Source organism: Cerasicoccus maritimus (assembly GCA_031296935.1).
GTDB lineage: Bacteria > Verrucomicrobiota > Verrucomicrobiia > Opitutales > Cerasicoccaceae > Cerasicoccus > Cerasicoccus maritimus.
Genome location: JAVDPD010000005.1, coordinates 64,769 through 79,149, shown reverse-complemented (window position 1 = coordinate 79,149; position 14,381 = coordinate 64,769). Strand labels below are relative to the sequence as shown.

Here is a 14,381-nt window from a genome sequence, read left to right as displayed (position 1 = left end):
CTCAAGGTATAGATACCGTATAATCATATGAAAAAAGGACATCGCAGCACTGAACAGATCATCCGCATTCTTCGCACCAGTGAAGGGATGAAAGTGGGAGAGGCCTGCCGAGAGCATGGCATGAGCACCGAGACTTATTATTGCTGGAAAATCGAAGGAGTCGAACGTGGAATTAGAACATAGTTGCGCATGAGTATTTAAAATCTGCACTCACCCCTTGACGTGTGATCCTTGACTCGTGATTGCCCCTTTAACTTGCGCGTCAGCCCCCCCCTACTTGACGAAGTATCGCTGCCCCTTACCAGGAGCGTTGACGACTCTTCGACTCAGCCGAGTTAGGATTTACCACAACCAAGGGATAGGATTCACGTGGCCACTGTCATGCCAAATCTCGCTTAAACTGAGATGGCGGATACCAGCATCAAAGCGCCCCCCTGCCATTCTCATTGGCCGTAGTATGTTTACTCCGCCGCAAGCATTGCTAACGCGTGGAGGCTTCGACGGAGTGGAATTCCAGGAAGCTTTTGAGGCCCTCGGGCGTCAGGTAATTCTTAAGCAGGCGTTGGTCTGACTTTGTCAAATCGACCACGATCAGGCCGTCCAGGCAGTTGCCGAAGTCGGCATCGACATTGAACGAAAGCAATGTGCCGTTGAGCTTCAAGTAATGCTTAAGGAGGACCGGCACGCCCTTCTGATCTTGCTCGATTTCGGAGATCAGCGCCGATACATCATCGATGCTGCGCACGGAAGAAAGCATCGCATTCTTTTCACTCGCGCCGATCTTCTTGCCTCCGCGCGGCGGGTGCTTGGCCTTCACGTAGTTGACCAGCTCATCGTGCATCTTGCTCTTTTTCAGGAACTTCACCATGAGGTCCTTTGAAACAGCGTTGTATTCCTGGCTAATGCTCACCGGCCCAAACAAAGTGCGGTATTCTGGGTGGCGCACCACAAAAAGACCGATACCACGCCAAATCAACGACAGCGAGGCGTGCTTCTTTTGGTAGTCAACCGCAATGAACGAGCGGCCAACTTCCAGCGCGGGGCCCAGCTTTTCGAAGAACTCCGGTTTAAACTTAAAGAGCGAAGCGGTATAGAGCCCCTGGCGACCATGCGTGAGCAAGATCTCTTCGGTCATGCCGATGCGATAAGACCCTACAATGGCTTGCGCCCCGGCATCCCACATAAAGAGGTGGCGGTAATGCAGGTCGTAGCGGTCGAGGTCGGTCGACTCGCCCGTACCCTCTCCGACCACGCGGAATGTGCGCTCGCGCAAACGGCCAAGCTCTTCTAGGACTTCGGGGATTTGCTCGGCATGCGCGCAGTAAACTTGGAAGTCGCCGTGTTCCGTGAGGAGGCAATCATCGGGGAGACCAGCGATCTCGGCGGCGAGCACCTCGGGCGGTGCCGAGGGATCGATCTCCTTCATGGGCGTTTCACGCTTCGGCAAACGCGGGAAGGAGAATCGTCGGCGCGGCTTTTGGTCAGCCTCTCGCTTGGCCAAAATATACGTCTTCACGCGCAGGAAATCCATCATGGCCTGCGGCGTGGGAAAATCCTTCATTTGGCGGTAAGTGATCGGCGCACCGATGCGCAGCCGGACCACGCTGTCCGACTGCTTGGCCAGCTCACGCGTTAATGAAGCAGTCCGCAGCAAGGGGTGAATCATCCCAGCGACTTGGAACGCCCAACTGTTGTGCCCCTCAAAATACAGCGGCACGACGGTCGCTTGAGATTTCTCAATAATGCGGGCCGTGTTATCCAACCAAAGCGGATCGGTAATTTGGCGGGTTTTCCACTGCCAATGCGATACCGTACCAGACGGGAAAGTGCCCAGGCAGCCACCGTCCTTGAGGTGCCGGATCGTCTCCTTGAGCGCGGCAAAATTACTCCGCGCCGCCTCGGGTCCACCAAAGGGGTCCACCGCAATCATCCACGGTTGAATCTCGGACATCTTGGTCAGCAGGTAATTGGCGAGAAGCTTGGAATCGTCACGCAGACTCGTCAACAGCGCACCAAAGACCACGCCGTCAACCATGCCAAACGGGTGGTTGCTGACGACCAGCGTCGGCCCATCTTTTGGGATTTTAGCCAGGTCCTCATCGCTGACTTCGTAGGCGACATTCAGCGCCCGGAGCGCCCGCTCGTAGAAATTGATCGTCGAATGATCGTCCACGACCCGCTGGTAGTAGTTATTGAGCGCGGAGATGCCCAGAAAGTCGTCCAGCGGTTTGCCACCCAGCTCATATAGCTTGAGCTGCCACCCCGAGAGGGACTCCCGGACATCAATAAGCTGCTTCGACGGATCAGAGGGCATAAAGTAGTGGACTCTAAGTTTCCACTTAGACGCCACAAGCACTAAAGTGTGCCATGAAATGTCGGCAAAATCAATTTATGTATTCAGTCCAGATAGAAGCCTGAGAGCACTGGATCATTAGTTTCGCCACCAACGTTGATCAGAGATTGGCCTACGAAGTCTTTTCCGAGGGCCAATCTGCCGGGCCATCGATGATGTGAATGTCTCGTTGGGGGAACGGAATGCGAATGCCAGCCTTTTGCATCGCCTCGTAAATCCCCTGCTGTAGGTCACCCGTAACGCCAAGGCGATTATCCAACGTGCCAAGATACGCAAATGCCAGAAAGTCCATTGAGCTATCGCCAAACTGCTTAAAGTAGGCTGCTGGCGCGGGGTCTTTGAGCACCCGCGGATCTTTGGAAATGACATCGAGCAGCAGCTCTTTGACTTTGGTGATATCCGATCCATAGGCCACACCGACATTCAGCGTCAAGCGAGTCAGGGTATCACTGAGGGTCCAGTTGGTCAGTTGCCCGGTCACAAACTCCTTATTTGGCACGATAAGCTCCCGGCGGTCCCATTCCATCACAGTAGTTCCCCGCATTTGAATGCGCGTCACCTTGCCCGTGGTGTTGCCGATGGTAATGATGTCGCCAACGCGGATCGGTCGCTCAAACAAGAGGATAATGCCCGCCACAAGGTTGCCAAAAATCTCCTGCATACCGAAGCCCAAGCCCACGGAAATCGCCGCGACCAACCACTGAATATTGCCCCATTCGATGAGCAGAATTTTGCTCGCCCAAATGACGCCTATCACGACCACTACGTAAGCAATCAATGTCGAAAATGCGTGGCGGCTGCCAGGGTCGATCGATGCGATACGTCGCAAAATGAGTATCTCGAAAAGCCGTGGTAAACTTCGCGCCAGTAAGACCGTTGTAACGATGCAGAGGATGAGCATCCCCCCCTGCCCCAGAGTCAGAAACGGTTCTTCGTTGAAGCTCAGAAGCGGATAGGAGCCGAGCTTGCGCAGCGAGGGAAAGGCGTCGGCCCAAATGGCGCTCACGCCGAGAAAAATCGCCAGCAATTGCACAAAGCCCACGACTTGACGGGTCGACTCATCCAGATCGAAATCGTATTTTTCCTGCGATGCGGTAATCTGGCCCGCTGCCAATTCTTCTCGCTCCTGCTGATGCGCCTTCCATTGCTGAATCTCCAGATACAGTTCCGCCAGACCCTTGACAATGATGATCAGCGCCATCAGCCAAAGCGTGCGGAACGTGTGCCCCCAGAGCATCACGGCGCCCAGCATGTAACCGCTGACGACCAAGACGCACAGAAACAGCTGCCAAACCATGAAGAAGAGATAAATGCCCCAGCGCAGCGACGGAGTGCGCGTCCAAATCGTATCGCGGCGCGTAAATATCCCTTGCTTTGGCGAGAAGACGGTGTGCAACGCAAACAGCGATAAAAAGAACGACGGCAGGAGCACGACACGGGAGCCCGTCAGCGTATCCTGAAACTGCGCATAGTTATCCAACAGGATCGAAGCGAATGCACAGATCAGCGCAGGCAACAGAAAGTTCTTCACCGCCAGGTTAATCCGCACACACACAAACCGCGGCCAGCGCAAATGGTTCTGTGCAAGGTTGTTCGGCTTCGTAATACGGTAGAGCAGCATCAAGAAGAACGTGGCCGTGGCAATCGAATGCGCCGTGTATTCCAGTGCCGAAGAAAGGCTGCCATTCAGCTTGGGATCATCCAGCACCCAAGCCAATAGATGCAGCATCACCAACGGCAAAATAGCGATGTATGACTCGAAAACAGTCAGGCGCAGCGTCCGCCCAAACTTGTTGATGCTCGCCGGCAAGATACGTTCATCTCGCGTCCGCTTTGCCCAATAGCGAGTAACCACGACCACCCCACCAACAATGACCAGGAAGATGAGAGTCCGGATCACTGGCCCCCGCACAATCACGTCCAGCAGCGAGGTAAACTCGGTTAGCGCGCTGCTCACCAAGCCCGGCAGCGAGGTCACATCGTGCGCCGACATGACATCGCGGCTTGGAATCCAGAGAATGTTTTCCGAAGCGTAATCACGGAAATCTTCGGTCGCCTGCATTGTGGCCAGGATCTCGGAGTCCGTCGCCAGCAAGGCCTCAAAGTAGCTATTGGCATCCTTGCGCAAGCCTTCAACTATTTCGCGATTTTGCTGTAGCAGATCCTCCAGCATCTCCAGCTTTTCATTCTTCCCCAGCCAAGCGCGTTCCTCATCAGTCAGCTCGATGCCCAATGCCTCAAACTGCTGCAAGGGAGTCAACTGGTTGCTGAAGTCCTGAGGCAAATCATAGAGCTCCAGCTGGGTCGCGCGGACTTCTTCTTCCAAATGATCCTGCTCGTCCTCAAGCTCGCTCAGGTGCGGCAGGCGGCGCAACTCCTTCAGCATGATCGCCGCCGCAGTCTGGGAAAAGCCCGAGATGCTGACGCGTTCCTGGATTTCGCTCAGTTGCTTCTTAATCCACTCGGACTGCTGCTGGTAATACTTGTAGCGGTGGCTAATGCGATCGAGGTATTGATTCAGATCCTTGCGCCGTTGGAGCAGGCTTTCGTTCTTTTCCGCCAACGCTTTTAGCGCAGGAGATTTCATGGCGGCCGCATGCGTGGCCTCCCGCATTGCAGCCTCCTGCTTTTTAAGGTCCTCAGCACGCAATTTCTTCAAATTGCTCGTCAGCAGATCACTGCGCGCCATCAACGCGGTCTGCCTAGTCTTGGCAATCTCCAACTCTTTATTGAGCGAATCCTTGCGCGCATCGGTGGTTGTAATGGAAAACTCTAAAAACGCAGCCTCAGCCTCTGCCCGCTGCAACTTGGCCTTCGTGAGCATTCCCTCGGCACCAGCTTCCGTAGTCGTCGATTTTAAATCATTGATTGTGCTCTTCAGCTCATTCAAGCGCTGCGTTTGCTCCAAGCGACGTTGCGGCGCATTGGACTGCATCCCGCTTAATTCTTTAACGCGCCCATTAACCTCAGCCAATTGTGGTGCCAGAGCCTTGATGGCCAGTTCGTTATCTTCGGTCGTCGTCGGCAACGGCGAATCCGTGAGGGTCGCAGCTTCTTGTTTTGCCTTGGCCAGATCGTCCACATACGTGGTTTTCGCCGTGCTGCTTTTCTTGAGTTTGGCCAACTTGTCCTGCCAATCCTTCTCTTCGTTGAGCAGATCCAGCGCGGATTGCAGGTCATTGTATTCGCGCGAGGCTGGTGCGTCAGCCGTCGGCTCGGGGAGTTTTGCCAGCCCGGTTTTAACGTCCTCAATGGACAGCTCATTCGAATCAGCGGTGACGATTGTATCCGCAGTTGAATCCGCGCCATCGGCATCATCTGGAGCCTTTGTTTCCTTAGGCTGCTGGGCAGTCGCAACCAACTGCTCCACCATCGCCGCGCCTTGCGCAGGCACCGAGTTTGGCGATAAACACAGCAGACCCCAGATCGCCCAAACCCAAAGCATCCGTAAACCGCAGCAGTATAAATGACCTAACAGCCCACAAGTCATCGAGATAGGTTAGAGCGAACGATCCGCCTTTGGCAAACCTAGAGCTAATCAATATTAGGCTGTAGGATTCAATACACATAACGTGCTTGGGCTCCGCGTCCATACTGGGTAATCTGAAGGTAGTCTACGTTTCAACGAACCACCCACAGCCCCACCGCCATTTGCGCACTGCTGCGCAAATCCATCGGTCCAGCGGGACGCTGGTTAGCTGGCCAAGCCGGCCTTGAGCTTGCGGAGTTCCTCGGCCTTGGCCTTGTTGTCCGCGAGGGTCTGCTTCACACCGTCGATGACTTCAGCCGGGGCGTTGTTCACGAACTTGTCGTTCATGAGCTTGTTTTCCGCGCCCTTGATCGCCTTGTCCAAGCCAACGAGCTGCTTGTCGATCTTCGCGATTTCCGCTTCGACGTCCACACTACCCGCGAGGTCCAGGTAAAGCGTGCCGAGCTGCGACACCACGGCCGGCATGTTCTGCACGTCATCGCGGTGCTCGATCGCGCCAGCGCCGGCGAGCTTGCGGAGCTTCGACAGGTGCGAATCGACCACCACCTTGTCGCCCTCGTCGGCGACGAGGAAGAAGGTTACGTCGTTCTTCGCGGCCAAGGAGTATTGGGCCTTGAGCGCACGCGCCTGGTTGACGAAGTCTTGCAACTTTGCGACTTCCGCAATGGCGGCTGCATCCAAGGTTACCCCGGCAGCGGAAAGCTGCGCGCGGAGGTCGCTGGCGGTCGGAATCTTCGTCTCGTGGATGAAGCCTTCGCCAAAGCCCAGTGTCGACCAAAGCTCTTCAGTGATGAAGGGCGTGATCGGGTGCAGCATCTGGATCACGCTGCGCAAGCAGAGGTCCTGAATCGCCAGGCAGTTGCCGCGCAGCTCGTCGGACTGCGCCTTGGACTTCGACACCTCCACATACCAGTCGCAGAAGTCATTCCAGAAGAAGTTGTAAAGCGTGTCCGTCGTGCGGTTGAACTCGTAGGTCTCGAACGACGCGTCGTAGCCAGCCAACGCGTCGAGGAGCTTGGCGAGGATCGCGTGGTCGTCGGCGTCGAACTTCTCGAACTCCAAGCGGCCAATGATCTGCTCAAGGTAGGGACGGTTGCCCTCAACCGTCCGTGTTTCATCCTGCTGGCCATCCGACGTGGCGGACGATTGAGGGCAATCGTCCCTACCCTCCTGCATCAGCCGGAAGCGGCAGGCGTTCCACAGCTTGTTGCAGAAGTTACGGCCCAGCTGGATGCGGTCTTCGGAGAAGAGAATGTCCGCGCCCTTGGGAGCGATCATCAGCATGCCGAGGCGTAGGCCGTCCGCGCCGAACTTCTCAATGAGGTCCAGCGGGTCCGGGCTATTGCCCAGCGACTTCGACATCTTGCGCCCCTGCGCGTCACGGATGATGCCATTGAAAATAACGTTCTTAAACGGCACTTCGCCCATGAACTCAAGGCCCGCCATGATCATGCGCGCCACCCAGAAGAAGATGATGTCCGGACCAGTCGCGAGGGCTTGGGTTGGGTACCAGAACTTTAATTCCGGACCAATTTTAAAGGCACCATCAACATAATCAGCTCGGCGCTGATATGCTTGCGAGTTGCGATCTGTAGGATCGCCTAATGGCAGATTTGGATCAACATCTGCTAACTTAAGATTCTTCCAACCAAACACACCGAACGGCCACAACCAGCTGCTCGCCCAGGTGTCGAGGACGTCGTCTTCCTGCTCCCAGTTTTCGGGGTCGCTGGGGCCGTCGACGCCGACAAATACCTTGGTCGGGTCCTTGAGGTCTTCGTCGCTCAATGCGTTGCGGTCGATGCCCTTCGCATACCAAACGGGGATGCGGTGGCCCCACCAGAGCTGACGCGAGATGCACCAGTCCTGGATATTTTCCAGCCAGTGGAGATAGGTCTTCGTCCAGCGCTCCGGGTAGAACTTGATCTTGCCGTCGCGGACCACCTGCTTGGCTTCCTCGATCTTCGGATACTTCATCCACCATTGATCACTCAGGCGCGGCTCGATCGGCACATCGGCGCGCTCGGAGAAGCCGACGTTGTTCTCGTACTTCTCGCGGTCGACGAGTAGGCCCATTTCCTCGAGGATATTCGCTGCGAGCTTCCGAGCTTCAAAGCGGTCCTTGCCGTGGAGCTCCGGGCATTCCGGGCAGTTGATCTTGCCGTCCGGCGTGAGCACGTCGATGACCTCGAGGTTGTGGCGCTGGCCGATCTCGAAGTCCGCGCGGTCGTGCGCCGGGGTGACCTTCAGCACGCCGGTGCCGAATTCCAGATCGACGTGTTCGTCGAGGACAAAGGGGATCTTTGCTTCCGGGAATGGGCGGATCACGTGCAGGCCATGCAAGTGCTTGTAGCGCTCGTCGTTCGGGTTGATTGCCACGGCGGTGTCGCCCATGAGGGTCTCCGGGCGCGTGGTGGAAATCTCAACAAACTCGCCTGGACGCTCGGCGATGGCATACTTCATTTTGAAGAGCGTCGCCTTTTGCGGCTTCATGATCACCTCTTCGTCCGAAAGCGCGGTGAGGCTCTTCGGGCACCAGTTGACCATGCGCTTGCCGCGGTAAATGTGGCCCTTGTGGTAGAGCTCCACGAATGCGGTCAGCACGGCGCGGGAGTAACCGTCGTCCAACGTGTGGACGGTGCGGTCCCAGTCGCAGGAGGCACCCAGCTTGCGGAGCTGCTTGAGGATGATGCCGCCATGCTCGTCGCGCCATTGCTTGGCTTCTTCGATGAAGGCTTCGCGACCGAGGTCCCACTTGGTCTTACCCTGCTCGCGGAGCTTCTTCTCAACGCGGGTTTGCGTGGCGATGCCGGCGTGGTCCGTGCCCGGGACCCACACCGCAGCCTTGCCCTGCTGGCGCGCGCGGCGCGTCAGGATGTCCTGAATGGTGTTATTCAGGATGTGGCCCATATGGAGCACGCCCGTTACGTTGGGCGGCGGGATGACGATGCTATGAGCTTCGGGTGACACAGCGCCGCCCTCCGTCTCCGATGCAACTGGAAGTTGCCCCTTAAAGCACCCGGATTCTTCCCACTGGGCGTACCACTTTTCTTCTACTGCATTAGGTTCGTAAGCTTTGGCTAGGTCGGACATGGCTCAAAATAAAACGGCCAAGTGTGGCGGTCCCCGCGCTCGGGGCAAGCGCGCAATTTCGCCGACAGCTAAAGATACCTACACCGCCTCAGCCTAGACGTAGGCGCTCGTCATCCGGCGCCAATAATAGCCGCGGTGCGCTTCTTCGTTCCAGGTGTGGAGGTTGTGCGAAATACCCTTTTTGCGCAGCGTGGTGCTGAAGGCGATGTTGTGCTTATAGAAGGCGTCATCGCGGCCAATGACGATTTGGATGTCCATGCGGCGCATGGCCTCAAGGATGTTGTGGTCCGTCAACTTCGGGATGAAGTGCGCCGGCGTGTGGTAGTAAACATCCTGGTCGTAGTAGCCATCGAATAGGTCGCGGAAACCGTTCATGTGCTGGGTCAGGTCGAAACGACCGCTGAACGAGCACAGTTTGCAGAACAGATGCGGGTGGCGGAACGCGATGTTCGAGGCGTGATAGGCGCCGAGGCTGCAACCAAAGGAAATAACGGGCGTGCCCGGGTTTTTGTGCTCCATGAGCGGGAACACCTCTTCGAGGATGTATTGCTCGTATTTAATGTGCCGCTCGATGCGGCCACGCGGCTCGGCCCACCAGCAGTAGAAGCTCTCACCATCGATCGAATCCACGCAATAAACCTGCAAATGACCGGCAGCGATTTTGTCGCGCAGACGGTCGATAATCCGCAGGTCCTCGTATTGGTAAAAGGTGCCGCCAGCGGTCGGGAACATCAAGATCTTCGTGCCCGCGTGCCCAAAGACGAGTAGCTCCATATCGCGCTCCAGACGCGGGCTGCGCCACTTGTGGTATTCCCGCTTGATGGGTGGCCGCGTATCGACTGGCTCCGCTTCGGGACGCTTCTTCACGCCCTTGGCGGGCGCTTTTTGAGTCGTTCGTTTGGCTCGGACGGAGGGCTTGCTTTTGGTGGCCTTGGCGGATGTTTTCATGCGCAGTTTAGTAGTCAGGTGGTGGTCGGTTAAGGTTGTTTAAATGTCTTTAAAAAAGGCGCCAATTTCGGCGAGGACTTCTTGGTTTTGCTTGGCTTCGCCCCGGTATTCGAAGTGCCCGGCGTCGAGCACGTAGAGCTCCTTTGGGCCGGCGAGCGCATTGTAAACCGAGAACTGGCCTGGTGGGCAGACACTCGGATCGAACAGCGCGCAGGCGCAGTGGACCGGGATCTTGATGTGCGTTGCAGAGATGGAAGAATCGTAGTACGGCAAGGTCCGCTCGGCGACCCACGGGTGCTTTGCATGAAACGTGCGCACCGACTCGCCGCTGCCCAAACCGTGACATTTTAGACGGATCGGATGGTGGCCAAAAGTCGGCACGCGCAGGTGAGCCTTGCTGATGCGCTTATCCCAAGGCAAAGCCAGCGAGCCGATGCCGCCGCCGAAGCTCCCGCCGAGGTAGCCCACATGCCCCTCCACTTGCGGGAACAGGTTCAGCAGCGCCGTAACCGCGAGCCAAGTGTCCTCCACGCAGCCGCGAATCACGTATTTATCGCGCTTGTCAATGTCGTGCAAGACATGCCACTGCGGTTCAGGCGAGATAGGTGGATTCAGGCTGCGGTCGCGTTGACCACGCATGCAGGGATAAAAAATCGCCGATTCCGGCAGCGGGTAATGCGTATCGCCCGCGCCCCGGCCACCATAACCATGCCCCACGACAAATCCGCGGCGCACCGGGCCTTTGGCTGGCACGGTCATCCAGCCGCCAATTTTTATGCCGCCCGTGGAGCGGTAGGTTAAGTCGTAAATGCGCCAGCCATTCTCCACTCTGCCAGTGTCCGTCACGGTAGCCTTGGGCTCGACCTTCATCGCCTCGCGGTAGGCGTTTTGCCAAAACTCGGCAAAGCCAGGGGGCTCAGGCGGAGGAGTAATTTCCAGCAAAGTCTCCAACGTATAACCATACGTCGGGTCGAACGGAAAGGGATGTTTCGTGGGAACCATGTCGTCGGAGACTAAAATGACGCCAAGAATCGCCTCCTTGGCAAGTCAAACGCCCAGCTAAAGCAAATATGCTACCAGAACGTCAAATATCCATGAAAAATTTTAATGCCCCAGCGTCCCGCTGGACCGTCGGATGCCCTGCATCCGGATTTGCCGGTTGGCAAATGGCCACTCCTGCGCTGCGGTTTGTCCTGAAACAGAGCAACCTTATTCAGATCAATCGTCTATTTGCCCACTGGGCAAATCCAGATGCACGGCATCTGCCGGTCCAGCCGGAGGCTGGGTTTTTCCTTTAATCTTTTTCATTTTTCCTTTGTCCTCATTCCATGAGCCACTCCTCGTTGATCCTTACCCTCAGTGGACGTGACCAGCCCGGCCTGGTTGAGCGTCTGGCCCGTGTCATCGCCGAGCACGGCGGCAATTGGGAGCAATCCCGCATGGCGCACTTAGCCCAGCGTTTCGTTGGCCTGCTGGAAGTCCTGGTGCCCAGTGAAAAAGCCGCTTCGCTCTGCGACGCCCTGCGCGAAATCCCCGAGCTCGAGCTGACCATGCACGTGGAAGAATCGCCGTCCCAAGCGGCCGGCGCCCACTTCAGTCTGGAGCTGCTAGGCGGCGACCAACCTGGCATCGTGCAAAAAATCAGCCGCGCGCTGGCCGTTGCCTGCGTCAATATCGAGGAGCTGACCACCGCCACCGAGGCCGCGCCTGACTCTGGCGCCCTGCTCTTCCGCGCCAAAATGCGCCTCAGCGGCGGCGGCGAAAACGCCGAAGCCGAAATCCAGGCCGAGCTCGAATCCATCGCCGCCGACATGATGGTGGACCTAACGCTTGCGCGTTAGGAGATTAAAGTTTAATGGAAAAAGATTAAAGTCCAGCGAGGCGTGGGCGAGAAACGCGACGCACAAGGCTTCTTTTTGAAATGCGCAAGCCCCCTGGCGCTTTCGAATGGAATAAGGCTGCCGAGAACCTTATCCGCTTGCGCAAAATGCTAAAGCGCCAGAGGGCTGGCGCACTCCATATCGCAAATTCGCGCTACCACTTTTTCCTTTAATCTTTTTCCTTTTTCCTCCCCAACAGGGGGCCAGGGGGGGTAAAACCCACGAAATTATTTATCAAAGAACACAGCTCCGCCTGCCTGCTCGCCGTGCAGCGCAGCAAGAGGGGATGATCGCGCCGTTGTGTCGCGCGCTTCAACGTCGTCATGGCGTTGGCAAGACTGGCATAACGCGGCTTAACGATGGCCGTCGCGGCGACGCGGCGAATTAAAACCATCGGGGCGTCGAGCGCTGGCATGCTGTCACCAAACCAACGACGAATGGGCCCCAATACACGGTTCCAAAGTTAAACGGCGACGAAATGCCTCCGCTCATGATGACTCGACTAGCCCCGCGCTAAGGCGGGCGGCGGCTTTCGGTCGGAGGTTGAAATAATGGGTTCATGCCCACCATTTTATCAAACATCCCCTGCCCCGCCAATGGCTGTGTGGGCTACACAGGCTCAGTGGGCTCAGTTGGCTCGGTGGGGCACCTTTCTGGCATTATGTCGAATTTCCGGCGCCACTCAGAGCTGCTCACTACTAGTGAGAGCTAGTCACTATTAAAGATTCGTGCTAACTAATAGCGACGACGCCCTCATCCGCCCCAAAACGGACAAACCAAAAAATCTTTTCCAAAAAATCTTCGTTCCTTCGCGATTTTGCGTGAAACACCCTCCACTCCAGCGCATTTTTTTAACAGGAAGATCGGAAAGCCAGCGAATTGAGGAAATACTCACGTAATTCACACACACCCTTGTCCCTCTGCGTCTCTGCGCCTCTGCGGGATAAATTCAGCACGTTATTTTGTCCCGCAGGGGCGCAGAGATCATAACGATGAGCAGAACTCTTCTTTCGCGGGAATAAATAACGCACCGAGCACTTATAAGCTCAGGCGCAGGCCGTCGTAGGCGAGGTAGACATTTTCGGGCATTTTGGCGGCCCAAGTCTCGTGGTCGATGTGGAAAGTAAAGTGCGTTAAGTAGGACGCCGGGGCACCCATTTCAACCGCCACTTGCATCGCCTGCGGGGTGGACATGTGGGTCGGGTGCTCCTTCGGACGCAAGCCGTCGAGCACGACCACATCTGCCCCGGCGGCGAGCTCGCGCGCGGCAGGCGGCACCGAGTGGCAGTCGTTGTAATACGCAAACTTCTTGCCCGACGATTTTTCCTCAAAGACGAGACCCAGCGTCTGCATGCCGCCATGCGGCAGGAGCGCGTGAGAGACGGTGCCGCCCGGCGTTTCGAGTACGGCGGGCATATCGGCCAGACGGAAGGCCGCGTAACCCTTGCTGGCCGGCGTTTCGCCGATGGCGTACGGGTAAATTTGCCGGATGCGGGCCAGCCCGATCTCGGTGCTGTAAACGGGCATCGCCGTGCCGCCCAGCTGATCGCAAAACCGGCGCAGGTCGTCCATGCCCTGAATGTGGTCGGCGTGGGGATGTGTGAGGATGAAGTCGTCGATCCACTCGATCTGGTTGCGGATGCACTGCAGGCGAAACTCAGGCGAGGCGTCGACCTGCACGTGGTGACCGTCCATGACGACATGGATGCTGCTGCGGGTGCGCCAGTTTTTGGGGTTGGACATGTCGCAACCCTCGCTGTTATGCGCAATCATGGGCACCCCCTGAGATGTGCCCGTTCCTAGAAAAATGACCTCCATCAAGAGGGATTAAAGGCCCATGCGGACAATATGCGCAAAGCATTTTTCGTGAAGATTGACTCACGCTCCGCCACATGCGTAACGTCGCAGGCATGGGAGAAACTTCGCGCTTCATCGTCATCACCGGCATCACCCGCGGCCTGGGCCGCGCCTTGGCCGATTTTTACCTGGCGCAAGGGCATCGGGTCGCCGGGTGCGGCACGAACGAATCCCTATTAGAGCAACTCCAATGCAAACATGGACCGGCAGAAAACTATGCCCGCGTCGACGTAACCAACGCCCAGCAAGTCGAAAATTGGGCCCAACAATTAATCGACCGCAACGGCAGTCCTGACCTCCTGATCTGCAACGCTGGCATGATGAATCAGCACGGCGATGTGGCCGAAATTCCCGTCACCCATTGGGAGCAAATGCTGAGCCTCAATGTGATGGGCGTGGTCCACACACTCAGGTCCTTTGTGCCCGCGATGAAAGAGCGCCAACGCGGCGTCATCACCGCGTTTACCTCCGCTGCCGGACATCGCGGGTATCCGAAGATTGCCCCTTACTGCGCCACGAAACACGCGGTGGAGGGCATCCTGAAATCACTCTCGCTGGAACTGCCTGAAACGATGGCCAGTGTGCCTGTCCAACCCGGCGTGATCGACACAGACCTGCTGCGCGGGCACTATGGCGAGCGTTCGCGGGCGCAGGCTTCGCCCGAACGCTGGGCGGCCGTCGCGGCGCCATTCCTGCTCAACCTTGGGCCCACCGACAACGGCCAATCCCTCCGCATCGAGGGCTATTAAACTTTTTCGCT

General features: G+C 57.0%; 11 protein-coding genes. 4 read left to right on the top strand and 7 right to left on the bottom strand.

The window, feature by feature from the left end; genetic code table 11:
* Positions 1 to 27 precede the first annotated feature (27 nt).
* A complete protein-coding gene (locus RBB62_RS20255; protein ID WP_425499882.1) occupies positions 28 to 183 on the top strand; it encodes a transposase in 156 nt (51 codons plus the stop codon).
* Between the two features lie 298 nt (positions 184 to 481).
* On the opposite strand, the gene RBB62_RS04700 is transcribed toward RBB62_RS20255, so the two are convergent.
* The 5 genes from RBB62_RS04700 to RBB62_RS04680 all read right to left on the bottom strand — a co-directional run bounded on the left by RBB62_RS04700 (position 482) and on the right by RBB62_RS04680 (position 10,886).
* On the bottom strand, positions 482 to 2,314 hold the full coding sequence (locus RBB62_RS04700; protein WP_309397557.1) for a bifunctional lysophospholipid acyltransferase family protein/GNAT family N-acetyltransferase: 1,833 nt from the start codon (positions 2,312 to 2,314) through the stop codon (positions 482 to 484).
* A gap of 151 nt (positions 2,315 to 2,465) precedes the next feature.
* Positions 2,466 to 5,747 (bottom strand): mechanosensitive ion channel domain-containing protein, encoded by a 3,282-nt coding sequence (locus RBB62_RS04695; RefSeq protein ID WP_309397555.1) that lies wholly within the window; start codon positions 5,745 to 5,747, stop codon positions 2,466 to 2,468.
* Positions 5,748 to 6,047: 300 nt separating this feature from the next.
* Positions 6,048 to 8,936: a valine--tRNA ligase gene (locus tag RBB62_RS04690; protein ID WP_309397553.1), complete on the bottom strand. Its 2,889-nt coding sequence runs from the start codon at positions 8,934 to 8,936 to the stop codon at positions 6,048 to 6,050.
* A 93-nt stretch (positions 8,937 to 9,029) separates the two neighbouring features.
* The gene (locus RBB62_RS04685) at positions 9,030 to 9,884 is read right to left on the bottom strand and encodes an esterase family protein (protein WP_309397551.1); all 855 of its coding nucleotides are present in this window, start codon (positions 9,882 to 9,884) and stop codon (positions 9,030 to 9,032) included.
* A 39-nt stretch (positions 9,885 to 9,923) separates the two neighbouring features.
* Positions 9,924 to 10,886, bottom strand: a complete 963-nt coding sequence (locus RBB62_RS04680) for an acetylxylan esterase (protein WP_309397549.1) — start codon at positions 10,884 to 10,886, stop codon at positions 9,924 to 9,926.
* Between the two features lie 92 nt (positions 10,887 to 10,978).
* On the opposite strand from RBB62_RS04680, the gene RBB62_RS04675 reads away from it, so the two are divergent.
* Together RBB62_RS04675 and RBB62_RS04670 are read left to right on the top strand one after the other, a co-directional pair.
* On the top strand, positions 10,979 to 11,182 hold the full coding sequence (locus RBB62_RS04675; RefSeq protein WP_309397547.1) for a hypothetical protein: 204 nt from the start codon (positions 10,979 to 10,981) through the stop codon (positions 11,180 to 11,182).
* Between the two features lie 30 nt (positions 11,183 to 11,212).
* Positions 11,213 to 11,725 (top strand): glycine cleavage system transcriptional repressor, encoded by a 513-nt coding sequence (locus RBB62_RS04670; protein WP_309397545.1) that lies wholly within the window; start codon positions 11,213 to 11,215, stop codon positions 11,723 to 11,725.
* 208 nt (positions 11,726 to 11,933) lie between these two features.
* Here RBB62_RS04670 and RBB62_RS04665 read toward each other — a convergent pair whose 3' ends face one another.
* Positions 11,934 to 12,179, bottom strand: coding sequence for a hypothetical protein (locus tag RBB62_RS04665; RefSeq protein ID WP_309397543.1), 246 nt, complete (start codon positions 12,177 to 12,179; stop codon positions 11,934 to 11,936).
* A 623-nt stretch (positions 12,180 to 12,802) separates the two neighbouring features.
* Positions 12,803 to 13,507, bottom strand: a complete 705-nt coding sequence (locus tag RBB62_RS04660) for an MBL fold metallo-hydrolase (RefSeq protein ID WP_309397541.1) — start codon at positions 13,505 to 13,507, stop codon at positions 12,803 to 12,805.
* Between the two features lie 149 nt (positions 13,508 to 13,656).
* On the opposite strand from RBB62_RS04660, the gene RBB62_RS04655 reads away from it, so the two are divergent.
* Entirely contained in the window at positions 13,657 to 14,370 is a 714-nt protein-coding gene (locus RBB62_RS04655; protein ID WP_309397539.1) for an SDR family oxidoreductase, read from the top strand.
* Positions 14,371 to 14,381 lie beyond the last annotated feature (11 nt).